At 49.2% G+C, this 21,218-nt stretch carries 23 protein-coding genes and 1 pseudogene; 13 read left to right on the top strand and 11 right to left on the bottom strand.

Annotated features, from left to right (window positions below; all coding sequences use genetic code 11):
* Positions 1-62: 62 nt before the first annotated feature.
* Together rcbX and R6H26_RS14310 are read left to right on the top strand one after the other, a co-directional pair.
* Complete coding sequence (rcbX, locus tag R6H26_RS14315; protein ID WP_404783189.1) at positions 63-470, top strand: RuBisCO chaperone RbcX; 408 nt, start codon at positions 63-65, stop codon at positions 468-470.
* Between the two features lie 48 nt (positions 471-518).
* Positions 519-860, top strand: a complete 342-nt coding sequence (locus R6H26_RS14310; protein WP_404783187.1) for a ribulose bisphosphate carboxylase small subunit — start codon at positions 519-521, stop codon at positions 858-860.
* 107 nt (positions 861-967) lie between these two features.
* Here R6H26_RS14310 and R6H26_RS14305 read toward each other — a convergent pair whose 3' ends face one another.
* Together R6H26_RS14305 and R6H26_RS14300 are read right to left on the bottom strand one after the other, a co-directional pair.
* Positions 968-2,344: an IctB family putative bicarbonate transporter gene (locus R6H26_RS14305; protein ID WP_404783186.1), complete on the bottom strand. Its 1,377-nt coding sequence runs from the start codon at positions 2,342-2,344 to the stop codon at positions 968-970.
* 120 nt (positions 2,345-2,464) lie between these two features.
* Complete coding sequence (locus R6H26_RS14300; RefSeq protein WP_404783184.1) at positions 2,465-3,151, bottom strand: response regulator; 687 nt, start codon at positions 3,149-3,151, stop codon at positions 2,465-2,467.
* A 260-nt stretch (positions 3,152-3,411) separates the two neighbouring features.
* Here R6H26_RS14300 and R6H26_RS14295 point away from each other — a divergent pair, with 260 nt between their 5' ends.
* The 4 genes and pseudogenes from R6H26_RS14295 to R6H26_RS14280 all read left to right on the top strand — a co-directional run bounded on the left by R6H26_RS14295 (position 3,412) and on the right by R6H26_RS14280 (position 6,513).
* A complete protein-coding gene (locus R6H26_RS14295; protein WP_404783183.1) occupies positions 3,412-4,305 on the top strand; it encodes a S1C family serine protease in 894 nt (297 codons plus the stop codon).
* A 6-nt stretch (positions 4,306-4,311) separates the two neighbouring features.
* On the top strand, positions 4,312-4,950 hold the full coding sequence (locus tag R6H26_RS14290) for a LuxR C-terminal-related transcriptional regulator (RefSeq protein WP_404783181.1): 639 nt from the start codon (positions 4,312-4,314) through the stop codon (positions 4,948-4,950).
* A 46-nt stretch (positions 4,951-4,996) separates the two neighbouring features.
* Positions 4,997-5,098, top strand: a pseudogene (locus R6H26_RS14285) (DUF4351 domain-containing protein); the annotation flags it as partial.
* Positions 5,099-5,223: 125 nt separating this feature from the next.
* On the top strand, positions 5,224-6,513 hold the full coding sequence (locus tag R6H26_RS14280) for a glycosyltransferase (protein ID WP_404783180.1): 1,290 nt from the start codon (positions 5,224-5,226) through the stop codon (positions 6,511-6,513).
* Between the two features lie 29 nt (positions 6,514-6,542).
* On the opposite strand, the gene budA is transcribed toward R6H26_RS14280, so the two are convergent.
* Both budA and R6H26_RS14270 read right to left on the bottom strand, forming a co-directional pair.
* Positions 6,543-7,268, bottom strand: coding sequence for an acetolactate decarboxylase (gene budA, locus R6H26_RS14275; RefSeq protein WP_404783178.1), 726 nt, complete (start codon positions 7,266-7,268; stop codon positions 6,543-6,545).
* 67 nt (positions 7,269-7,335) lie between these two features.
* Positions 7,336-8,442 carry a hypothetical protein gene (locus R6H26_RS14270; protein WP_404783176.1) on the bottom strand — a complete coding sequence of 369 codons (1,107 nt, stop codon included), beginning with the start codon at positions 8,440-8,442 and terminating at the stop codon, positions 7,336-7,338.
* Positions 8,443-8,891: 449 nt separating this feature from the next.
* Here R6H26_RS14270 and R6H26_RS14265 point away from each other — a divergent pair, with 449 nt between their 5' ends.
* Positions 8,892-9,125 (top strand): hypothetical protein, encoded by a 234-nt coding sequence (locus R6H26_RS14265; protein ID WP_404783174.1) that lies wholly within the window; start codon positions 8,892-8,894, stop codon positions 9,123-9,125.
* Positions 9,126-9,217: 92 nt separating this feature from the next.
* Entirely contained in the window at positions 9,218-9,634 is a 417-nt protein-coding gene (locus tag R6H26_RS14260; RefSeq protein WP_404783173.1) for a hypothetical protein, read from the top strand.
* 73 nt (positions 9,635-9,707) lie between these two features.
* Here the strand turns inward: R6H26_RS14260 and R6H26_RS14255 are convergent, their stop codons facing one another.
* Positions 9,708-10,475 carry a hypothetical protein gene (locus tag R6H26_RS14255; protein WP_404783171.1) on the bottom strand — a complete coding sequence of 256 codons (768 nt, stop codon included), beginning with the start codon at positions 10,473-10,475 and terminating at the stop codon, positions 9,708-9,710.
* Positions 10,476-10,781: 306 nt separating this feature from the next.
* Positions 10,782-11,024: a hypothetical protein gene (locus R6H26_RS14250; RefSeq protein ID WP_404783170.1), complete on the bottom strand. Its 243-nt coding sequence runs from the start codon at positions 11,022-11,024 to the stop codon at positions 10,782-10,784.
* Positions 11,025-11,190: 166 nt separating this feature from the next.
* Between R6H26_RS14250 and R6H26_RS14245 the strand changes: the two genes are divergently transcribed.
* Positions 11,191-11,418, top strand: a complete 228-nt coding sequence (locus R6H26_RS14245; protein ID WP_404783169.1) for a DUF2949 domain-containing protein — start codon at positions 11,191-11,193, stop codon at positions 11,416-11,418.
* Positions 11,419-11,868: 450 nt separating this feature from the next.
* Here R6H26_RS14245 and R6H26_RS14240 read toward each other — a convergent pair whose 3' ends face one another.
* On the bottom strand, positions 11,869-13,095 hold the full coding sequence (locus R6H26_RS14240) for an RNA-guided endonuclease InsQ/TnpB family protein (protein ID WP_404783167.1): 1,227 nt from the start codon (positions 13,093-13,095) through the stop codon (positions 11,869-11,871).
* Positions 13,096-13,141: 46 nt separating this feature from the next.
* Between R6H26_RS14240 and R6H26_RS14235 the strand changes: the two genes are divergently transcribed.
* Positions 13,142-13,576, top strand: a complete 435-nt coding sequence (locus tag R6H26_RS14235; RefSeq protein WP_404783165.1) for a hypothetical protein — start codon at positions 13,142-13,144, stop codon at positions 13,574-13,576.
* 12 nt (positions 13,577-13,588) lie between these two features.
* The gene (locus R6H26_RS14230; RefSeq protein WP_404783164.1) at positions 13,589-16,114 is read left to right on the top strand and encodes a tetratricopeptide repeat protein; all 2,526 of its coding nucleotides are present in this window, start codon (positions 13,589-13,591) and stop codon (positions 16,112-16,114) included.
* Positions 16,115-16,499: 385 nt separating this feature from the next.
* Here the strand turns inward: R6H26_RS14230 and R6H26_RS14225 are convergent, their stop codons facing one another.
* Both R6H26_RS14225 and R6H26_RS14220 read right to left on the bottom strand, forming a co-directional pair.
* The gene (locus R6H26_RS14225) at positions 16,500-16,937 is read right to left on the bottom strand and encodes a type II toxin-antitoxin system VapC family toxin (protein ID WP_404783163.1); all 438 of its coding nucleotides are present in this window, start codon (positions 16,935-16,937) and stop codon (positions 16,500-16,502) included.
* On the bottom strand, positions 16,934-17,170 hold the full coding sequence (locus tag R6H26_RS14220) for a type II toxin-antitoxin system Phd/YefM family antitoxin (protein WP_404783161.1): 237 nt from the start codon (positions 17,168-17,170) through the stop codon (positions 16,934-16,936). Before R6H26_RS14220 ends, R6H26_RS14225 begins: the two co-directional genes overlap by 4 nt.
* Before the next feature lie 492 nt (positions 17,171-17,662).
* Between R6H26_RS14220 and R6H26_RS14215 the strand changes: the two genes are divergently transcribed.
* Together R6H26_RS14215 and R6H26_RS14210 are read left to right on the top strand one after the other, a co-directional pair.
* Entirely contained in the window at positions 17,663-17,884 is a 222-nt protein-coding gene (locus R6H26_RS14215; protein WP_404783160.1) for a hypothetical protein, read from the top strand.
* Positions 17,881-18,153, top strand: a complete 273-nt coding sequence (locus tag R6H26_RS14210) for a hypothetical protein (RefSeq protein ID WP_404783158.1) — start codon at positions 17,881-17,883, stop codon at positions 18,151-18,153. The genes R6H26_RS14215 and R6H26_RS14210 overlap by 4 nt, the downstream gene beginning before the upstream one ends.
* A 291-nt stretch (positions 18,154-18,444) precedes the next feature.
* Here R6H26_RS14210 and R6H26_RS14205 read toward each other — a convergent pair whose 3' ends face one another.
* Positions 18,445-19,680, bottom strand: a complete 1,236-nt coding sequence (locus tag R6H26_RS14205) for a Dyp-type peroxidase (RefSeq protein WP_404783156.1) — start codon at positions 19,678-19,680, stop codon at positions 18,445-18,447.
* 10 nt (positions 19,681-19,690) lie between these two features.
* Positions 19,691-20,926, bottom strand: coding sequence for a hypothetical protein (locus R6H26_RS14200; RefSeq protein ID WP_404783154.1), 1,236 nt, complete (start codon positions 20,924-20,926; stop codon positions 19,691-19,693).
* Positions 20,927-21,218 lie beyond the last annotated feature (292 nt).

Genomic DNA, 21,218 nt, shown 5'->3' with positions numbered 1-21,218 from the left:
TGAAGGATCGCGGAAGAATAGACTAATATCTCTATCATTCGTCGATCCTTCATTTCAAACCTATGGATCTCAAGCAGATTGCGAAAGATACAACCAAAACGCTCATCAGCTACTTGACTTACCGTGCGGTGCGGGTTGTTTACGAGCAGCTCGACGAAACCGAACCCAAGCGGGCTTACTGGCTTCACCAGTTTGCCTCCCGCGAAAGCATCAAAGACGGAGAAGCTTTTCTCCGCGCGTTGTTTGACGAGCGACAAGAGCTTGCCTTCCGCGTTTTGACAGTACGGGAAACGTTAGCTGAAGAGATTTCTGACTTTCTGCCGGAAATGTTGCGAACCACTACGCAGCAGTTAAACACCGAGCATCGAAAGCAGCAGTTGGAGCGCATGACCCAGGTTGCACTGAGCAGCGAGCTAAGCCATCCCGAGCGGGAAGAACGTTCTCAACCCGATGAATCGTTAGACGGCTGAAGCTAAGCTTTTAAGCCACCCTTAATCTGATACTTACTGAGGAATTCGATGAAAACCCTACCAATTGAGCAGCGTTACGAAACTTTTTCTTACTTGCCTCCTCTGAGCGATCAGCAAATTGCGCGTCAAATTCAGTACACCCTCGACCAAGGCTACTATCCTTGTATCGAGTTCACAGCAGACCCCAAGCCCGAAGAATATTACTGGACGATGTGGAAGTTGCCTTTGTTTGACTGCCGCTCTCCTCAAGAAGCCCTTCGCGAAGTTCAGGAGTGCAAGTCTGAGTATCCTGAGTCCTACATCCGCATTGTGGCGTTTGACAACGTGAAGCAGTGTCAAGTGATGAGCTTTATCGTGCAAAAGCCTGGTAAGGCTGGCTACCGCTACTAAGGAGCGGTTCATCAGCTAAGGGCGAATTGAATCGCCTCAATCTAATTTTCTAAGAGGTGGATAGTCTCCACCTCTTTTTTTTGAGAAGTTATACCCGTTTTCCAAAGTTATTTGGAATCCTGGGCGGGTACGAAATAGCTGGTCGCGATCGCCGCCATCAGCCACCACAAGGTAAACACTTGGGGTCGGTACCATACAGTATCGACCGTCCCGTGGGCTAAGAGGCCGCCCATGCTGGCAAGGGCCGCGATCAGCCAAAACCCTTGGACGGAGCGCTCTTGTCTGAGCCGTTGCAGGTGTTCCCATCCTTGGTGGAGAAGTGTCGCGATCAGCGCCATAAACAAAGTAAAGCCGAAGATACCAAATTCAACTAAATGCTCTAAATAAATTGAGTAAGCGCTGAGGGCGCTAAATTTAGGTCGTTGGTAGAGGGGATAAATTTTGTTAAAGGCATCGTGACCTGGGCCGATACCCGTAAGGGGGCGATCGCGAATCATCTCCTTCACCGCTTCCCAAACGTTGATCCGAAAATTGTTGCTGCTATCTTTGCGACTGGCAAAAATACTGAGCACGCGATCGCGCAGGGGGGGGACGGCAATGATGCCGACCAGCAGTAAAACCCCGCCTCCGCCTAACAAAATCGGAAAGGCCCAAACCTGCCAAAACCGTGGAAGCTGGGGCAACATCCAGTACAGGAGCAGCAGTGCGGAAAGTGCCAGGGAAACGACGAGCGCAATCCATCCACCCCGGCTGAAGGTGAGCACGACGCAGATAGTATTGGCCGCAAACATGACTGCCGCCAGTAATTTTGGGCCCCAATGGGGCCAGACAAACATAGCAGACAAACTTAAGGGAATGGCAGGAATCAGATAGGCCGCAGCTAAGTTTGGGTTGCCCAAGTAACTGTAAATCCGCGTGGTGTTGACCATGGAAGACTCTGGGTCTACCCAGGTCGCCAGAGGCGGCGCGCCGAAAAACCACTGTTGGAATCCGAACAGCGTCACTGCAAAAGCCGCAAATAAGTAGATAGAGATAATCCAGGTGCGCCACTTGGGCGATCGCACCGTTCGCTCGATGAGGGCGAAGACAATCAGATAAAGGCTGAGTTCCACCAGCCCGTTTAGGGCTTCGCGTTTGACGGGGGACAAAATTGTAGCCATCCCCGCCCAGGCCCAGTACAGGGCCAATACGGCATAGACGGGTGAAACGTATTTAGGCCGAGGGGCATCCTCTGAGAGCGTCAGCAAAAGCCAGATCCCCGCACAGCCAATTTCCACCAAACCGATTTGGATCGTGGAGACAAAGGGGGCGATCGCAAACAGGATCGACAGCAGAACGACTGATAGTTCGGTGCCCCACTGCATTAAGGTGCTGTACTGACGCCAATGTCTGAAGGGGTTAAAGGCTTTCCAAATCAGGCTGTGACGCACCCAATCCAGGGCAGAGAGCCGCACATCGGTTAGTTTTTGAAGAACTAGACTCATAAGGTTAAAGGCTTTCCAGAGCGAGCAATGACGCACCCAATCTTTTGAACTTTAGCCATTATGCGAAAGAATGGGCGTCTTGCAAAATAAAGTTAGCGCTTCTGATCGGAGAATGGAATGTTACTCCGTCAAGCCGTGCTCTAAGGCATAGCGTACTAGCTCGGTTCGGCTGTTCGTCCCTGTTTTACTGAACAGACGGCTCACGTACTTTTCAACATTGCGCACGCTGGTCTCTAAACGCCTCGCAATTTCCTTATTCATTAATCCCTGAGCCACCAAATTGAGAACGCTTTGCTCCCGAGGCGTGAAGTCAATTTGAATCGGGGATGGCGTGGTTGCAATCCCGGAGCGATGGGTCAGCAAGGACTTAATTTCGGCCACCTGACTGGCTAGGTCTGCAATGTTGGTCCCGCCCTCGCCGTTGTCTGCGATCGCCACCCGTCGCCCCAGAATATTGGTCACAATGGCCACCAGCTCATCGGGGTCAAAGGGTTTGGAGAGATAGGCATCGACGCCAGACTTATAGCCCTGAATCCGGTCCTTCGTCATCCCGCGTGCGGTCAGGAAGACCACGGGAAGCTTGGAAAATCGAGGGTCTTCGCGCATCTGTTTTAAGAACTGATACCCATCTACCTGGGGCATCATGATATCTGAAATCACCAGATCCGGCAGGCGTTTTTCCAGGAACTCCCAGCCTGCCTTGGCATTGGGGGCGGCATCTACGGTAAATCCGCTGTCTTCTAAGTAGGCCTGCACTGCATCGCGTAGCCCTGGTTCGTCATCCACCAAGAGTAAATAGCCAGACATGATGCCTCCTTAGGCGTAGGTACGCGTAGATATCGTCATCCCCATTGTGCAATGACATGTTCAAAGATGCGAAAACATCGGGTTTAAAACAGCAAAATGCTTTTAGGTTGGGGATAGCTCGATTTCCGATCGCTTTCAAAAAGTTCTCGGGCTTCAGAGACTAGCCATTTGTTTAGGTCGCTTCTCCCCGAATGCCTGAAGGCGGGAAGGGCTTAATCGCAGCACAATGGTTTCCATACAGAACGCGAGCTAGACCTATCATGACGACGTTAACCGCATTTTCTCAAGAACTGAGCGCTATTGTGGCAAAGGTTGGCGATTCTGTCGTAGCCATCCACGGCAATCGCTACGCTGCCAGCGGACTTTGTTGGCAGGCCGGACTCATTGTGACCTCCTACGAATCGGTCAATTTGGAAGATCCCCTTTACGTGACACTACCCGAAGGCCAAAGCGTCGAGGCGAGCGTCTTGGGCAGCGACCCGACGACCGATATAGCCGTCCTGCAACTCCCACCGGAGGCGGAACTTCCGGTTCCCGTGATGGCCGAGCTTTCTACATTGGGGGTTGGGAGTATTGTATTGGGTCTGGGGCGATCGCCGGAATCGGGCCTCTTTGCCAGTTTTGGCATCGTGCAGACTTTGGGTGCCGCTTGGCGCAGCAGCAGCGGAGGGATTATCGATCGCTCGATCCGGGCCGATCTTACTTTGAGGCGCAGCGCAGCAGGGGGGCCTTTGGTGGATGCAGAAGGTAAGGTCATTGGCTTCAACACCTTTGGGCCGCGCCGCAGCATTTTGACCATTCCGGCCAGCACTATCCAGCGGGTGGTGTCTCAGCTGCGCGAAAAAGGCCGCATCGCGCGAGCCTATCTGGGGATTGGCATGCAGTCTGTCAAAATACCGCAAGCTTTGCACGGTCAACTGGCATCCGCGCAACAGCATGGTCTCATGGTCCTGAGTTTGGAGCCGGACCAGGCCGCAGAACGCGCCGGAATTTTGCTGGGCGATATTTTGGTTACCTTGAATGACAAACCTGTTGAGGACAATCGAGCGCTACAGCTATTGCTAGGGGCGCAGAGCATCGGTCAAACGATGAAGGTTCGGTTCATTAGAGGCGGGGAACTGCGGGATCTCGAAGTAACGGTCGGCGAACGCTAAAGCGCCATGACAAAGGTTCTCGTTGTAGCCGACAGTGCCGTCTCCCAAGCTGGACTGGAGAGCGTGCTCAAAGGAGTGCCGGACTTTGAGACGGTATTCGGTCTTCCCGAGCCGTTGGACTGGATCCGACTGCTGGAAGAAGATCCTGCTGATGTCATTCTGGTTGAGGGAATCGACGCCGCGATCGTGCCGCAACTCGCCGAACTGGCTGCTGAAGAATCGATGCCTGCCATTGTCGTTCTCGCCCGCTCGACGGAACGGCAATATCTAGCGCGCATGCTTGCCCTGGGCGTTCGAGGTATTTTGCCCTATTCTGCGTCCGCTGCCGAGATCGTTGCGGCCCTTCGAGCGGCAGCAGAAGGTTTGACAGTCTTCCATTCCAATTTTCAGCGCGACTTGTTTGACGATCGCGTTTGGCCTAAACCAGCGGTTGAGGGGGAACGCTTCGAACCATTGACACCCAGAGAGCAGGAGGTTTTAGGACTGTTGTCTCAGGGATATAGCAATAAGGCGATCGCCGCTCGACTTTATCTCTCAGAACACACGGTGAAATTTCACTTGGGGATGATTTTTGAGAAGCTGGGCGCTTCGAGCCGGACGGAGGCGGTTGCGATCGGGCTGCGGCAGGGGTTGATTATGTTGTAAAGGGCGTTTTGTTGCGGTTTGCGTTGGGACCGCTGATGTTGAGACCCAAGTTCAAGCGCTGGAGTCACACCAGTTTGAGGCGTTGGGTGAGGCACTGCTGGGTCTTACGACGTTAGATGATTGGGTAGGGTGGTTGCAGGGGCAATAGCGGGGCTGGGCGATCGCACCTTAGAGTCAAACTTACCCGTTCCTTCTCAAAATCGACCTTACGATTTTTTAGGGTATCCTTTTACCTATTCAGTTCTAAAAAAATTTAACAACTGAGGATATTCGATGACTCGATTTGGAATCCTTTGTCCAGCGGCAATTGGGCATCTAAATCCAATGTGTGTTCTTGGTCGTGAGTTGCAACAGAGAGGGCATTCGACGGTATTATTTGGAATTCCTGATTTGCAACAAAAAATCGAGCAGACAGGGATCGAGTTTCATCTCATTGGACGCACAGATTTTCCTGAAGGCACTTTGCCTATTATTCATCAAAAATTGGGCGAACTAAGCGGTTTAGAAGGGTTTAAATTTACGGTAAACTGGCTGCAAAGCGAAATTCAGATGTTATTTAACGATGCAGTTGACGCTATTCGAGAAGAGCGCGTAGATGTCCTAATCGTAGACCAAACCACTTTGTGTGGCGGAACCATCGCTGATTTCCTCAAGCTTCCTTTTGTGACCGTCTGCAATGCATTATTAATCCATCAAGAATCAGGCGTTCCTCCGTTCTTTACGGGCTGGGGATACAGCACCTCTTGGTGGTCGCATTTGCGAAATCGGATTGGCAACGGATTTTTATTTGCGATAACTCAGTCCGTGCGTAAGCAAGTTCAGTTGCAGCGACAACAGTGGCATTTGCCCCCTTACGCTAGCGACGAACATTTCTTTTCTACGCTTGCTCAAATTTGCCAGCTCCCTGCGGAATTTGATTTTCCCCGCAAAAACCTGCCTACCTCGTTTCACTACACGGGTCCTCTACAGGATTCCTCTGGGCAAGAACCCATTTCCTTGGCCAAATCTCCCTTTCCCTTCGATCGACTGACCGATCGGCCACTCATTTACGCCTCTCTTGGCACCTTGCAAAATCGTAAGTCGGAAATCTTTCAGATCGTTGCGGCTGCTTGTGTCGGCTTGGATGCTCAGCTTGTAATTTCCCTAGGCAATGCTGAAGCTGATATCTCTAGCTTGATTTTTCAAGGTTCGCCCATTGTTGTTCCCTACGCGCCTCACCAACAAATCATTCAACGGGCTAGGCTCATCATTACTCATGCAGGTATGAACACGACGCTTGGCGCTTTAAGCAGTGGGGTTCCTCTTATTGCTGTACCCATCACGAACGAACAGCCTGCTATTGCTGCTCGAATTGCTCGCACTGGAGCTGGTGAGGTTGTGAAACTATCGGAGTTAAACATTGACAAGCTTAAGATCGTCATTCAGCAAGTTTTGAGCCAAGACTCCTACAAAATTAATGCCGCTCGATTACAAACCGCTATTGTTCGAGCGGGTGGTGTAAAACGAGCAGCATATATCATTGAGCATGTTATTTCTTCCGCTTCTTCTGAACTGTTAGTTTGAAAGTTATAGTTTCTTTGCAAACTCTTTGTTTAGGGAAGTGTGGCCGCAGCAAATGAAGCAGTTTCAGGCAATCCAAGCTGCCAATCTCGTACTGTTTGTGTCTCTACAACAGCATTTAGAAATTGACCATCTAGCAGGTGGCCTCCTGTCTTGAAATCGCTGGCAATGAAATGAAAATGATATCCCATTACATTGAGGCTGCTCATGTATTGAGGCATGCGGAAGCCTACCAGTGTTCCTCGAACATTATGTAGTTCAAAGACTTTTTGTTGCTCTTTAACAACTTTAGCCAAAGGGGGATAGGGTAGGACTTGTCTGGGAACACTTCTCACCCTAAGGAATGGGAATACGCCATAAATACGAATTGCCTGGGGCAAGTTTCGAGTCTTTAATTGTCGGTCTATTGCCTCCTGCAATCCTGCATAGGTCATTAACCCAGACGTTCGTAGAGTTTTCTCTCTACTGAAGGAGACGACGGAAGCAAAGGGCGTTCTTGCTTCTTTGTTGACCCGTATCGGCACGCCATCGGTCTCGATCTGAAAGAAGTCGCCATTGAGCGCGACCATCTCTCCCTCCAACCCTTCAAAGGTTCCTAAGCCAAAGTCACCATGCTCCTTGAGTTCGCCTATCGTTGCAGCACCCTCGTACACGCCTACATTTAAGGCACCTAAAGTTGAGACTTGATATCCAGCATGGCGCTGAAGTTTTTGCTGGGCATAGGCCGGAAATAAACGGATGGAAAGGGCAATGACCAAAATCCCTACCCACAGTAACCCCTTTGCTTTCATCCTCTAATCTCCCTCTCCCTCCGTCTCAGGCTGCCTAAACCTGAATATCTGCTTTCCTCAATAATGCAACTAACTCCAATTCAGTTCTCTTGGGTCGCGCTGTCTTCTGCGATGCCTTCGCTTTTGCGATCGCAGGTTTCCGTCCTGGCTTCAGCTTTGCCGCTTTGGCTTTCGCAGAGACTGGAGCTTTCGCCACTTCAGCCACTGGTCCAGGCTGGGGTATTGGCTCCTTCGGTGTTCGCCCCGGACGCTTCGGTTCAGCGCCTGCTGTTTCTCCTAGAAAATAGCTGGATGGTGCGGAAGCCTTTTGCCATTTCCCATCTTTCACTCCGGCAAATAAGACCGACTTAATTCTAATTCGCTCCTCTTTGAGTTCTTCAGGACTGAGGTTTCCGTAAAGTGTTTGAATAATCGTGTCGTGGTGCAGCATCTCGCCTGGATGTTGACCCAATATCTGGGCGATCGCCTCTCGTTTTGTCAGTTCAGCAAAAGTAGGCAACAGCGGTAGCGACGTTCGCTTGGAGGCTGTCTTTGCTGGAGCTTTGGTTTTTGCGGCAGGTGCATTGACATTGGGAACGGGTTGGACGCTTTCGCGAGGAGCTGAAGTGCCACTCGTGAAGGTGCCGGGAACGGTCCCCTTTTGCCAGAGGTTCAGACTTTGACCTTTGTACAGTTGGGTATTCAAGCTTTTGCGTTCGACTTTACGTTCTGCTGCACTCAGCGGACCAAACAGTCCTTCGCTGACTCGATCTGCCGTCATATCTCGACCGGGGGTGGCTTGCAATATCTGGGCGATCGCCTCCAACCGCGTCAGCCCTCGATAGGCAGGCAGCAGCGGGCGAGGGCTACGCTTGCCCACTGCTGGGGTTAGTTCTGGAGCTGCTTTAGGCAGGCGAGGGCTAGCTTTAGCCTTGGGGGTATCGCTTGCGAGGATTTCAGTAGCAGTGGTCGGGGCTAGGCGCTCGACTTGAGCCTCAACTTCTTCAATCGTTAGGGCTGGCTCGGTCGATCTGATGCGGGCTTTCGTCGGCACGAGCTGATTCAGCAGCAAAGCGTTGATGTGCGAAAGCTGTTCTCTAATATGGTTGGTGTTCGTGGATGCTTCCGCGAGCGATCGCTCGTACTGGAATTTCAGCGACATAAGGGAGTCGAGAAGGAATTGTTCTGGAGTAGATAGGGGCATTCTTTGTTCGCTTCAGCCAGAGTTTTATCTTCCTATCCTACCGATTTCCGTACATCTTTATTGCTTTTCTCAGATTCCAGCGATCGATGTCACCTTGAAAGAGCTCGACGATCGGGCTTTTAATGCAAAACCCATCACTTCTCCCATCGACTCTTAACGGGATGATACTCCCATTACAGGAATGCGTAACGACTCGATCGACCTTGGCCGCGCCGTCCTGGCTTTGTTTGAGTCCGACCTGCCACTTTATTTATTTTCCGAAAAGTAGCTTTTGAACCTGTTCGTCTATTTCTACAAAATATCGTCTGGGGAAATCGATCGTGCAAAGTATAAAACCAGTTTTACCGATCCTCCAAGAATCTTCCATCGCATCCAGGATTCAAACCAAAGAGCAGAACATGCGAACGATGGATGCCATTTCCACTAACGCGAACCCAGCCTTTCTTTTTCTTGTATTGCCGGACAATCGCTGGCGTTGCCCGCACTGGGGATTCATGCTCAAAGGTCGGATAAGGGTGCGATACGCCGACCGCGAAGAAATTATTTCTGCTGGAGATTTCTACTACCTTCCAGCTGAATCCGAAATTTTCGTTGAAGAAGAGACGCAAGCGATCGAGTTCGGACCTCAGGGACATCGCTAGACAATACTAAGTATTGTAAATATCAACAAAATAAACTTGACATGTATGAACAGACAGGTAGGCTATCGACAGTGCTGAGGAGTAAGACAACCATGTTTGAAGCCGATAGCCCCACTTGGATTGCTGTCATCGTCGCCAGCGTCTACATGCTTCAGAGTTCCACAAAGGACCTATCTCTCTGCCGATGGCTGTCGCCGTTTAGTTTAGGTTGGGTCATTGCCTGTCTGTTATTCATTCATCCCTTTGTTTTGAAGGGGTCCTGGGTTGCGATGGGTGCTGGTTATTTATTGATGGGTGCGTTGATTGCAAACACCCTGATCTTGAGCGTCATGTCGCTCATGCCTCGGCAGGTGGTCAGCTTTAAGTCTAAAGGCTTGGAGACCGTGGGGCTGCTCTTTACCAGTTGTATCTTTACAGGGTTGTTCCTCCTCCTCAAAAATGGATTCGCGGTTCTCGTGGAATTGCTCGGAACGATGCTTCAACGTCAGCGCAAGGTTGTGACCCCCTGAAGTGTTGTTGAGCTTTCAATTGAAGTTATCTAGACGTTCTCGCGCTCCCTAGACGATCGCGGTGTTAGCGTTGTTAGGCAGCACCAGCAGACGTCAGTTTTGGAGGCGGCATCAGAAATGGAGCGGGGATTGCAAATAATAACCAGAGAATGTCTACCGTCTGCGCGATACTCACTGGCAGGTGAGCGTGCGTTATCAGGGCGATCGAGATGAATGCGGCGTTGAGCAGAGAGAGGACGACGAATGCCGTAACGGCAGTGACGTACCAATTGGAGCGCTCCTCGCATTGCAGGCAATGCATGACGAAGACAAATGGGAAAGCTAAGACCAGAGCCACGAAGGGAACCGTATGGGCAATCATGTTGTCGCCGGGGCCAATCGCGAGGCAAAGCGAGAAAAAGGCTGCAACCAGAACCAGGATGACATTTGCTGCGTAGGAAATAGCCTTGACAGCAGGCCCAATGCCAGTTAATTGCACCACCCGCTTTGTATCCTCGATGGCATAGCGCACGAGCAAATAACCCACGAAGAACCAGTACACCGGAGAAATATAGGTAGAGGGTTTGGTGTCGAATACGATGCAGATATTGTTGTACCCATACCAATCGATGAGTGGCGTATGGGCGTAGTCGATGCCGGAAAAGAAGGTGGTTAGAATCGCCCCCGTTACGACCATCGCGAGGAAAGAGTGGATAGAGGCTTGAAAGAAACGCTCCGGTCGAGGTGGGGTCGGATGGTTCGGATTCAGGAACCAGGGTGCGAAATTAAGAAAAATGACGGCTGGCTCTAACAGGAGGAACAGGGCGACAGCAGTAACAATGCCAGGGATCTCTGAGTGCATAAAATACCTCCTGCCGGACGTCTGAGTCAGCGCTAAACACACTGCAATTTTATCCGGTATTGAGGGTATGCTGACGGCTAAAATATGGGGCAGCGAGGCAAATCGTCTCGGAAAAACCTTCTTCAAGGACAAGAAATTGGCACTCTTGAAATGGGGGCAAGTCGTTGTAATTGTTATCGCGATCGCCCAATGCTTGTGATGCGATCGCCGGAACGGGCGTGCGTGCGTCACTGCCAACAGCGAGGTAAATTCCGATACTACAAGGATAAACTTCATTGAAAGGAATATCCCATGAAAGCTTTAGCCCTAGCCTTTTTCGTCTGTAGCGCCAGCCTGACAACGCCAGCGTTTGCGGATGTCGTCAAAGGAACGCAGTGTCATCCAGATTCTCCAGTCGGCTTTTGTTGCCCAAATGACGGAAAAGCATCCGGTCCCTACTGCCCGGCCCGACCCATCAAAGCGAATACGGGAAGCTCCACGTCGAGACCTGTACCACAATCGATCTTGCTGCGTCTCCAACCGACGAGCGAGAGATAAAGGATAGGGCATCGATCGGGGTCGTTTACGCGAGCGAAGGATACCGCAGTAGGGTTTGAACTAAGGCGGTGTCCTATTGCAGGGTATTAGAGACTTGTAACGGCAATGTAAAGGTAGAGGAACCAAAAGTCGCAAAAGCTGAAGAATTTGGAATGTGATTAGCCAGATGGTATAAGGTATGGGCACTCTATTACAAAACCAAAACGAATACAAGCCATTGAATAGGTCGCGCTTTATCGAATATTTACAGCAAGAGCTGGGAATCTCGGACACGGAGATAGCCTTAGTCAATCGAGCACATGAGCCGAGCGTGACCGAGCTGCCGATTTTGCTGTGGAATCATGGGCTTGTCGATCTGGAAAAATTGGGCCAAATTTTTGATTGGATTGAGAGCGCGGCAGCCTAGCTTAAGGACTTGAGCTAGATTCGTTGAAGGTTGAATCATGAAGTTGCGATCGCCCTTTCAGCTACTGTGCCACTCCCGCAAATCATCCGATTTAACAAAACTGTTGTGGACCGGAATGCTTGAGGCTAAGCAGAATAATTTCAGGTGAGGGTGGAAGTTCTGAGGTGAAGATTTGGCAGCGAAAGCAGGGGCGATCGCCAGGTATCGTTTTATATTGGTTGCTGAGGGGAGTTTGAATCGGGTGCTTGGGTCAGTTTACGAATTACGACCTGGTTAGTTTTAAAGATTATGGAAATTGCCACGCTAACTGCCTTTCTGAGTCCATTTCTACCATTCTTGCTCAAGCTGGGCGGCAAGGCTGTAGAGAAAGCGACAGAAACCGCTGCGGGGAAATTTGGTGAGGCGTCTTGGAGTAAAGCTCAGGCAGTTTGGGAAAAACTAAGTCGTGAATTACCCGACGTTCACCTGAGTACAGGTAGAACGCGGGCTTCCCAGCTCAACCGCAACAGCCTCGACAGTAGTGGATTTGCGTCCATACCGCTTTGGTCTTACATCGCGTCCTTGGGCAGTAGCGCTGATTCCCAACGCCAAGATCCGTAAGCCTTCATTTCTGATATTGATGGCTGCATTCACATCTCGGTCATGACGCTCATGACAATAAGGGCATTCAAACGACCGAACAGACAAATCCATCTTTGGAACTGGCAGCAACGTCAAATGACACAAGTGTGACGATGGGAAAAATCGCCCAATCTCTAGGTAGATTTTTCCGTCAAATTCAGCCTTGTATTTGAGCATGGTACAAAATGTCGCCCAACCTGCATCGCTGATTGCTTTAGCAAGATTGTGATTTTGGACCATATTTTTGACTGCCAGGTTTTCTACAACAATAACTTGGTTCTCGTTCACTGTCTTACGGGACAGCTTGTGTAGAAAATCAGCGCGCACTCTCGCAATTTTAGAATGCACTTTTGCCACTGCAAGTTTTGCTTTGCGCCGCTTGTTCGTGGTTTTATCCTTTTTACGGGATAGTTTGCGCTGTTTACGTTTTAAGTTGCGCTCATGTTTTTGCAGATGCCTGGGATTCTGATATTTTGAGCCGTCTGATGTGACAGCAAAATCAATTAACCCCAAATCAATCCCAATCGCCTTCCCTTCACTACTGGGTTCTGGCTTTTCAATGCCATCCTCAACCAATAGAGAAGCGTAATAGCGACCATCTGGCATTCTGGATATCGTCACCGTTCTCAGCTTCCCGGAAACATCGCGATGCACCTTAGCCTTTACAGTCCCTAGATTTCCAGGAAACTTAATTTCAGTTTGGCTGAGCACTTTGACATTTGCGGGATATTGCAGGGATTGACGATCAAACTTACTTTTGAAGGTTGGGTATTGGGCTCGACCATCAAAGAAGTTGATGAATGCCTGAGACAAATTCAAAACGGATTGCTGAAGACATTGAGAATAACAAGTTTTCAACCAATCATGCTCAGCCTTCCACAACGGAATTTGTTTCTTCATGTCAAAGGCAGAAACCCCTTTCCCCGTCTCTTTATAGGTCAAGGATATGACTGCAAGAGACTGGTTCCAGACCCAACGAACACACCCAAAGGCTTGAGCCAAATGAGCTTGCTGTGCATCTGTGGGATAAAGCCTGATCTTCACTGCTTTCAACATATTCACATATTATCACACTCATTAAATTGCGATAATATAAAAATAAGTGATTTTGCGAGACATTATTTGTTCGTCTCGGCACTGTTACCTTCTCTCGCCTCCGGCATTGCTCAGGCAACGTACCTCGACTCACGCGTCTCTCATCCCGTCGCTCGCCTGGATACAGGTAGAGCGCGGGGCTTCCCGCCTACAAGCTAAAATAGAGGCGAAAGAAACAGCTAAAGAAGCTGCGGTAGATGTCGCAAATGCGCCAGAAGATGAAGATTTACAGGTTGTTCTGAGAGTGCAGCTCAAGAAATTGTTAGCCCAAGATGAAGCTTTGACTAATGCGATCGCACAGATTCTCCAAGAGGATGGTGCGGATGGAACCCCTGGTACTCAAATTGTTCAAAACGTAACGGGCGATCGGAATCAAGTCATCGGTCAAGTGACTGGGGGACAGGTCTTTGGTAATGTTGAGAGCAATGTAACCAATGGATAAGGAGTTACATTGATGCCGGATACTTCGCTTACCCCAGACTCGGATCCGCAGATTCAGCAGGATGTGACGGGCGATCGCAACTTGGTGATTGGTCAGATGCTAGGTGGAACTGTGAGCTTCACTCCACCCATACAGAAGCCTACTGGTACGCCTTCAAACCTTCCCCGCAGTGGAGTCGTCCAATTTGTGGGTCGCGACCAAAAACTCATCGACCTCCACGCCCAACTCCAGCAAAACGATCGCATTGCCATCACCGCGATCGCAGGTATGGGCGGCATTGGCAAGACAGAGCTAGCGCTACAGTATGCGATCGCGCAGCTCCAGCACCAGACCTATCCGGCTGGCTTTTGCTGGCTCACTTGTCGCGCCCAAGAAATTGCAACTCAGATTGTCAGTTTTGCCAAAACGAAACTACTGCTCGCGATTCCCGATGACCTGGAAGCCAAGGAACAGGTGGATCTCATTTGGCAGCGCTGGCCAGCAGGAAATGCCCTGATCGTCCTGGATGATGTGACAGACTACAATGCGATCGCCCTCTATCTTCCGCCGCCTGACCCTCGCTTCAAAGTCCTGATCACCACCCGGCAGAATTTTGGTGCTTCTGTTACTACTATCAACATCGAAGAACTGAGTGATGAAGCTGCGATCGCCCTTCTGAAGTCCATCGTGGGGGATGAACGGATTGAGGCGCAGCAGGAGGATGCCCAGGCACTTTGCAAATGGGTGGGGAATTTGCCCCTGGGTCTGGAGCTATTGGGACGGTTTTTGGTGGGGAAACCGGATTGGGCGATCGCCAAACTCCTCGAACGTCTGGAGTCGAAACGACTTGCCGCGAAAGCCTTAATTGAAACCGAGTCTGGAATGACGGCTACACTTGGGGTTGCAGCGGCCTTGGAATTGAGCTGGGCTGAATTATCCCAACCCGAACAGGATTTAGCCTGTTTGCTGGGAATGTTTGCTGTGGCTCCGATTCCTTGGAGCCTTGTGGAGCCGTGCTTTCCTGAGGTTGATTCCGACGATCTGGAAGATTGGCGGGATAAAGGGTTACGCGATCGCTCTCTAATCAAGCGAGTTGGGGAAGGCACCTATCAGCTTCATCAGATTGTCCAGGAGTATTTCCGATTTAAATTGCAATCATATTCTCAACAAACAAGCCATCTGAAAACTTCTTTTTTTAAAACTTTGGTTAAAATCTCAGAAAGTATTCAGGAAACACCATCAGCTCAAGAGATAACTGATATTGAGTCATCAATTACCCATATTGAAGAACTAGCAATACATTGGGTTTATGAGCTTGACGAAGATGATTTAATCTGGCCTTATAATGGATTATCGAGATTCTATGCAGGGAAGGGGCTATTTGCGATCGCAGAAAAATGGGCAAGGCGTTGTATAGAGAGTATTAATGTTAAATGTGGAGAAGAAAGCCTAGCATACGCAATGAGCTTGAATAATCTTGCAATTCAAAATATTACTCAAGGTCATCTTGAAGAAGCTGAATCAAACTTCATTAAAGCATATGAGTTAAGCAAAGATGATCCAAGACTCAAAGAAGGAAACAATAAGATACTCAATAATCTAGCACAAATATATCTTAATAAAGGCAGATATCAGAAAGCTCTAGATTTACATCAAATAGTTCTTACAGATAGAACACAAAATTTTTATCAAAGCCAACCTGATATTGCCTTAAGTTTAAATAATATAGGGAGAATATACAACGAAATAAATCGTCACGAAGAAGCTGAGTCTAAGCTTAAAGAAGCTCTCAAAATTCTGGAACTATTTCCCAATGAAAATAGATTAATTGCAACGTGTATTGAGAATCTTGGTATCGCGTATCTAAGGCAAGGTCGTATTGATGATGCGAAGACAAATTTTCTTCAGTCTCTCCAGATGAATGAATCTTATCTTGGCGAGCGGCACCCCGATGTTGTTTACTCTTTAACTAATTTAGCAGCTTGTCTTGAAGAAGAAGATAATTATTTAGAGGCAAAGAAAACACTACACAGAGCACTTGAAATTAGTCAAGATCACGAACACGTAAACAATAGCGACCTATTGAATTTGCTCGGTGAAATATATAAGAAGCTAAAGGATTATTTTAAATCTGAGAAATACTTAAAACAGGTCATTGAAGTAGCTAGAAAATATTATAAATCTGAGCACAAAGATATTGCAGTATATTTAAATAATCTTGCAGGTTTATACGTCAAAACAAAAGAATATAAACAAGCAGAAAATGTTTATTTTGAATCAATTCAAATAAAGAGAAATATATTTGGAGATAGAAGCATTGAAGTTGCTATAGGCTTAAATAACTTAGCTCATCTTTACTACGAGTCAAAAGAAATTAGCAAAGCCAAATCTTTTTTTGAGGAAGCTTTTCAGATTTTTGCTACGGAGTACGGGGATACACATCCTCAATCTGCACAAATAAGTGAAAACCTTATAAAAACCAAGACACTTTGTGAAAAATATAATAAAAAGAGAAAAAAGAAATCAAAACCACAGGGAATGGGGTTTGGTGCTAAATAGATTTACCTCTAGTTCAATCATCACCGTTTAGGGACTGGTTGAAGCCAGACAAATCGGCTATGGTGAAGCCGACCTACTTACAAGTGATCCATAACTTTCAGTCACCGATCTGGTCAACGCCGCAGCATTGCCTGAAGGGCTTTAGTTGGGAGGCAGGGGGGCGAATGCAGAAATGAATGGGACTTCTCAAACAGCCTCTTACAATTCACAAATGCGATCGCATCAAAGAAACACCCCAAGATCGACCTAAAAAAACTGACCTAACGCCTCGATCTGCTCCTTGCTGAACTCAACTTGATTCGTAATGATATCAGTCGCGATCGCCTCAGCACCTGTGCTTCCGCATCCGTAGAGCGATCGCTGTTTATAGAGGAAACTGATACGCCTAACCTCCCTCAGGTAGCATTAACAACTCAACTTCAACGCCAAAAGCTTCAGCACTGCCAGCCAAACCTCGATCTGCTGTAATCAAGCGTATTCCCCGCGCAGAAGCGATCGCTAAATGTAGTGCATCCAACGTCCGCAAAGGTGTATCAAATCTACGAATCCAGTCCCGCGCCAATCTATAGTGCAAGGCTTCAACTGGAAGACGAGTATAAAATCCATCATCGATATCTGCTTCAAACCGATCGGCGATCGCTCCAGCCTGAGCTTGAGAAATCTCTCCCATTCTGATACGCCGCGACAAAGCTGAGAATAGCTCTACTTCAACCAACTGACTCAAAGCAACTTCAGCTTCATTGCGCAATAACTCTTGCACTACTTCACTCAAATGCTCCTGCCAATAGAAAGGAGCAATAACACTTGTATCGAGATAAATCAATCGCGATCCTCTTGACGGGCGTTAACAATCGTTGCGCTTAATGCTTCTCCACTAACCTGTAGTGACCCTCTAAATTCCGCCATCTCAGCCAGCCATCGTTCCCTTGACTTCAACGGTACCAATTTAGCAAATGCCTTATCCTGTTCGCACAAAATAACCTCTTCCCCCCGAGCAACTTGCTCCAACAAGGGCTTTAGATCGCGCAAAGCCTCTTCCACATTAACTTTTAGCATTTTACTTTGCCAAGATAACCCACCTCGATCGTAACCTATCTTCAGGAATACTGCGAATATTGAGAGGATTGCTTTTCTGAATCCGCAAAACGATCGCCTCAGATCTTCTGCTGCCGCATCCGTAGTGCGATGGTCTACGACCGACCGGAGGTCATCGCATCAAAGAAACACCCCAGGATCGACCAGAAAAAACTGACCTAACGCCTCGATCTGCTCCTTACTGAACTCAACTTGATTCGTAATGATACCAGTCGCGATCGCTTTAGCATTTTTTTCTTTCGCATCTATAGTGCGAGCGCTTTGTCAATCTACTAGCTGATTAGTGTGAAATCACTTTTTGCGGAACATAATGCTTCCTCTCATAAATTAGAAGACAACTTGACAACCCCTGAAAATAACGATGCATTTTCTTCAAGACCAGCCACGCTAGTAACAGCGATTTAGAAGCCATCTGCTATCATAGTAGTGAATACGATCGACCAAAGTGAAGCCATGACTCACCTGCTCGCAGAGGCTTTTAGAAAAGCGCAAGACTTGCCAGATTACCTACAAAATGAACTTGCAGAGCAGCTCATTGAAGATATCGAGAATGAAATACAGTGGCAGCAAACACTATCATACCCCCAAGGATCGAAATTAGAAGAGCTAGCCTCCCAAGCTCTGCAAAATTCTGAAGCTGGAAAAACCAGGGCAATGGGTTTTGATGAATTATGAAGTCAGAATTGACCGATGAGTTTATCCAACTCTTTGCTGAATTACCCGAAAGAGTCCAAAAAACAGCCCGTAAGAACTATAAACTCTGGAAACAAAACCCTTCCCACCCTAGTTTGGAATTCAAAAAACTCAACACGAATATGCCCACATACTCAGTAAGGGCAGGCATTGGCTGGCGTGCTGTAGGAGTCATGAAAGGCTCTGATACAATTGTATGGTTTTGGATTGGGTCGCACAGCAACTACGATAAATTGCTCAAGAACTTATAATTTCCAACCCGCAAACAACCGATTTACTGGAGTGAGGGAGATCGCCCTCACTGAATTTTTGGAAAATCATAGAAGCTTGACCGCACCAAATCCTACTTCTCATAATTCGGCTTACAATCTACAAACGCGATCTCATGAGCACCTCTGTTTTTGCATCCGTAGTACGATCGCATCAAAGAAACACCCCAGGATCGAGTTGAATGCACTTTGCTCAATGCCTGCTATTCGGTCACCCAAGCCGATGCGATCGCCCAGCATACTTCCTATATGGTTGGGATGAAATAACCTAGATCAGGCTAGCGGCATCAAGATATTCTGACCTGGGAACTGTTCTGTTGCAATGACGGGTGGAACTAAATAAATCCCCGCAGCTTGGACTCTTAATAATTCCGGCGCGCCGGGAGGCACAGTACTGGCATCGCCACCAAAATTCACCTCCTGCATCCAGGAGCGTTGGGATAGGATGCCCATGATGCGTCTGGGCGAGTCCTGAAAGCTGACAAAGTTCAGCCCTAACCGTAATTCTCCGCCTTCGATGCCATCCATAAATTCATAGCCCTGCCGGAAAATCCGAAAAGAACTCGGGTTGCTCAGGTTGCCATCTTTAACTTGATTCACCCGTTGAATATGACTTTTTTGCACCGTGGGTGCTACTGCTTGGGGGGCTTCGCGGAAAGACTCATTGCCCGGTTCGATGACGGATCGCGTGCCTGTGAAAGGGCACCCGCTGACGGGCGTACTTTGACCCTGAAGATCGAGCTGGGTGAGCGCGCACCCCGTGAGTTTATCGCGACCGACGAGAAGTTCTTGCTCTAGACGAGGGAGCGATCGCCAAGTCTGTAAATCCACCGGAAGCCGGAGAAAAGCGAGATAGGTACCGCCAATGGTCCAGGTATCGTTGCCTGCGGTTTCGGGTTTAATTTCTAACACCTGACGCCGAGGATCGCCGCTGGGTAAGTTGGAAATCCCGTCGTGGAAGTCAATCCAACTGCGATGATCTTCCCGGTTAAAGCCCATGAAGGAACCGCTAATGGAAAGCACCGCCTCGCCTAGGGCGGGATTGACATTATCTTGCAGTACTTTCCAAATTTCGACGATCGCCCTAGAAACCGCCAAGGGCGTATCACCAATGAATTGGAGGGCAATTTCTTCGGTGGCGAGGTTCCGTTGTAAGCCCTGGAGGTAGTTCAATCTCGTCCCGATTAAGATGGGATTCCCACCGCCTTGCAAGGGCGAGCGAAATTGAAATCTGGGCTGAAGTCCTTCGGGGAGAGGGCGTTGGGCTCCGGGGAGGGCAAAGGCTTTGGGACCATATCCGAGCAATACGGTGAGTCCGCTTGCGGGAACTTCCACGTCTGGGAGATCGCTAACCTTGCCCTGTTTGAGATCCTGACACGTTTCCCAGATTTGACCCATTAACAGCCCAACTTGCTCTGCAGTGGCTCCTTGCTGGGCGCGGAGAAAGGCGATCGCAAAGCAGCGTCCGGGGGTTTGACCTTTGTCGAAGTAGATTCCTTCTTGTAACATCGGTGCGTTCCTATCCCACAGGTCCCCCTACAGGTCCCATCCGACGCGGCCCAATGCGCGCCATCATCGGTTGAGCGTCGAATTCGGCTTTGATTTGGGTGATGGTGGTACAGACATCGGCTTCGCGGCAGCGGATCGGTTCGCTGGCGGGAATGTCTAAAAATTCGTTCGCGGCGATGGGGGTCGGTTGTCCGACGACCAGCATGGGGCCAACTTCAATTTTGGCGACGATATCGTAGCCACCCGTGAGGGGACGGTCTTCGCCGCCTTCGGAGAAGACAATATCGTCGAGGAAGAAGGGTTCGTCGTCGGAGGGGCCAAATTCCAAGCGTTGGTGCAGGTTGGGGTTGCCGCGACTGAAGCGGATCCAGTTTTCGGGAAGGGGTTGACCGTTGAAGGAAAAGACATCGGCGTTGAAGGTGCGCAGGTACATGCCGAGGGGATTAGCAAAGGCGACGGTTCGGCCTGCGGAGGCGGCATCGTGGGCGGCGGCAGCGGCAGCGGGGTCGGCATGGCGACAGGCGAGAAAGGTGGTGTCTGCGGCGCGGAAGAGTTCGTGGAGGAGGGCTTTGCGTTCGCCGCCATCGGCTCTGACTCTGCGGGGGGTGGCCCCAAACATGACGATGAAGATGAGGTCGTCTAGGCCGTTGATGGGATGGCTCATAAAGAGGGCGTTGTCGCGGTTGAGGGAGCCGATGGGGCTACTTCCTCTCCCATCTCCTGCGACGAAGTTGGAGAAGCGTCGTTCGCGCTCTTGGGGGGAGAGTTGGTTGGGGTCGGTGACGCCAGGGCCATAGAAGGCGGTGAAGGGGATGGGTTGCTTGAGGATGTCCTGGGCGATCGCCTGCATTTGGAGGGGGTCGTGAATGGCGAGGGTAAGCCAATATTCCCGCAATTCGGTGGTAATTTCGACGCGTTTGGGGCGTTGGCGACCTTGGGCATCAACGCGGAAGGTGATGTGGTATTCCAGGTATTCGTTATGGAGGACTTGGCGGCCCCGGATACCAAAGTCGGAGAGTTGACGGGCGACTTCGATATTTTGACAAAATTCGGGTTCGGCGGGGTTACCGACCCATTTGACGGCATCGGTGACGTTGGAGTTAGGGATGATTGCGGGGTCTAGGACCATGAAGCGGCTGCGCAATCCTTGGTTTTGTTGTTGGGTAAAGATGGTATTAATCTGCTGGTTCCATTCGGATAAGACGGTTTCGGAAACTCGATCGGCAAAGCCAGGTACATCGTACATGTTGATTACCTTTGGTGAACGGACAAATATTTTTAAATATTGTGTTTATGGTTGAGTTACGGCACAAAAGAAGTGCAAGCCTCGCGGATGCAGCTTGAATTATCACGCTGAAACAATTTACTTTTAGACCGATAAAACAAGCATCATTAAAGGGTATGCTTCATCTCATTGACTGACAAATCTCCGGCTGAGTTACAACCTCCGCCAGGAAATTAATTTCTCGGCTCGCAGCTAAAGTCTTCTAAAGAGAACTATAGAAAAGTAAGTCCATTTTAATGAACTGTTACTATTA

It is taken from the genome of Altericista sp. CCNU0014 (assembly GCF_044923475.1).
In the GTDB taxonomy this organism is placed as follows: Bacteria; Cyanobacteriota; Cyanobacteriia; order Thermosynechococcales; family Thermosynechococcaceae; genus JAAURS01.
This window is presented reverse-complemented; position numbering and strand designations above follow the sequence as displayed.

Excerpts from the sequence above, each read along its gene's own strand:
- R6H26_RS14210 (WP_404783158.1), top strand. The coding sequence starts at position 17,881 with ATGAAGTCAGAATTGACCGATGAGTTTATCCAACTCTTTGCTGAATTA.
- R6H26_RS14220 (WP_404783161.1), bottom strand. The coding sequence starts at position 17,170 with ATGCTAAAAGTTAATGTGGAAGAGGCTTTGCGCGATCTAAAGCCCTTG.
- R6H26_RS14260 (WP_404783173.1), top strand. The coding sequence starts at position 9,218 with ATGTTTGAAGCCGATAGCCCCACTTGGATTGCTGTCATCGTCGCCAGC.
- R6H26_RS14265 (WP_404783174.1), top strand. The coding sequence starts at position 8,892 with ATGGATGCCATTTCCACTAACGCGAACCCAGCCTTTCTTTTTCTTGTA.
- R6H26_RS14295 (WP_404783183.1), top strand. The coding sequence starts at position 3,412 with ATGACGACGTTAACCGCATTTTCTCAAGAACTGAGCGCTATTGTGGCA.
- R6H26_RS14280 (WP_404783180.1), top strand. The coding sequence starts at position 5,224 with ATGACTCGATTTGGAATCCTTTGTCCAGCGGCAATTGGGCATCTAAAT.
- R6H26_RS14215 (WP_404783160.1), top strand. The coding sequence starts at position 17,663 with ATGACTCACCTGCTCGCAGAGGCTTTTAGAAAAGCGCAAGACTTGCCA.
- R6H26_RS14290 (WP_404783181.1), top strand. The coding sequence starts at position 4,312 with ATGACAAAGGTTCTCGTTGTAGCCGACAGTGCCGTCTCCCAAGCTGGA.
- R6H26_RS14300 (WP_404783184.1), bottom strand. The coding sequence starts at position 3,151 with ATGTCTGGCTATTTACTCTTGGTGGATGACGAACCAGGGCTACGCGAT.
- R6H26_RS14230 (WP_404783164.1), top strand. The coding sequence starts at position 13,589 with ATGCCGGATACTTCGCTTACCCCAGACTCGGATCCGCAGATTCAGCAG.
- R6H26_RS14250 (WP_404783170.1), bottom strand. The coding sequence starts at position 11,024 with ATGCCCTATCCTTTATCTCTCGCTCGTCGGTTGGAGACGCAGCAAGAT.
- rcbX (WP_404783189.1), top strand. The coding sequence starts at position 63 with ATGGATCTCAAGCAGATTGCGAAAGATACAACCAAAACGCTCATCAGC.
- R6H26_RS14200 (WP_404783154.1), bottom strand. The coding sequence starts at position 20,926 with ATGTACGATGTACCTGGCTTTGCCGATCGAGTTTCCGAAACCGTCTTA.
- R6H26_RS14310 (WP_404783187.1), top strand. The coding sequence starts at position 519 with ATGAAAACCCTACCAATTGAGCAGCGTTACGAAACTTTTTCTTACTTG.
- R6H26_RS14255 (WP_404783171.1), bottom strand. The coding sequence starts at position 10,475 with ATGCACTCAGAGATCCCTGGCATTGTTACTGCTGTCGCCCTGTTCCTC.
- R6H26_RS14240 (WP_404783167.1), bottom strand. The coding sequence starts at position 13,095 with ATGTTGAAAGCAGTGAAGATCAGGCTTTATCCCACAGATGCACAGCAA.
- R6H26_RS14205 (WP_404783156.1), bottom strand. The coding sequence starts at position 19,680 with ATGTTACAAGAAGGAATCTACTTCGACAAAGGTCAAACCCCCGGACGC.
- R6H26_RS14270 (WP_404783176.1), bottom strand. The coding sequence starts at position 8,442 with ATGTCGCTGAAATTCCAGTACGAGCGATCGCTCGCGGAAGCATCCACG.
- R6H26_RS14245 (WP_404783169.1), top strand. The coding sequence starts at position 11,191 with ATGGGCACTCTATTACAAAACCAAAACGAATACAAGCCATTGAATAGG.
- R6H26_RS14305 (WP_404783186.1), bottom strand. The coding sequence starts at position 2,344 with ATGAGTCTAGTTCTTCAAAAACTAACCGATGTGCGGCTCTCTGCCCTG.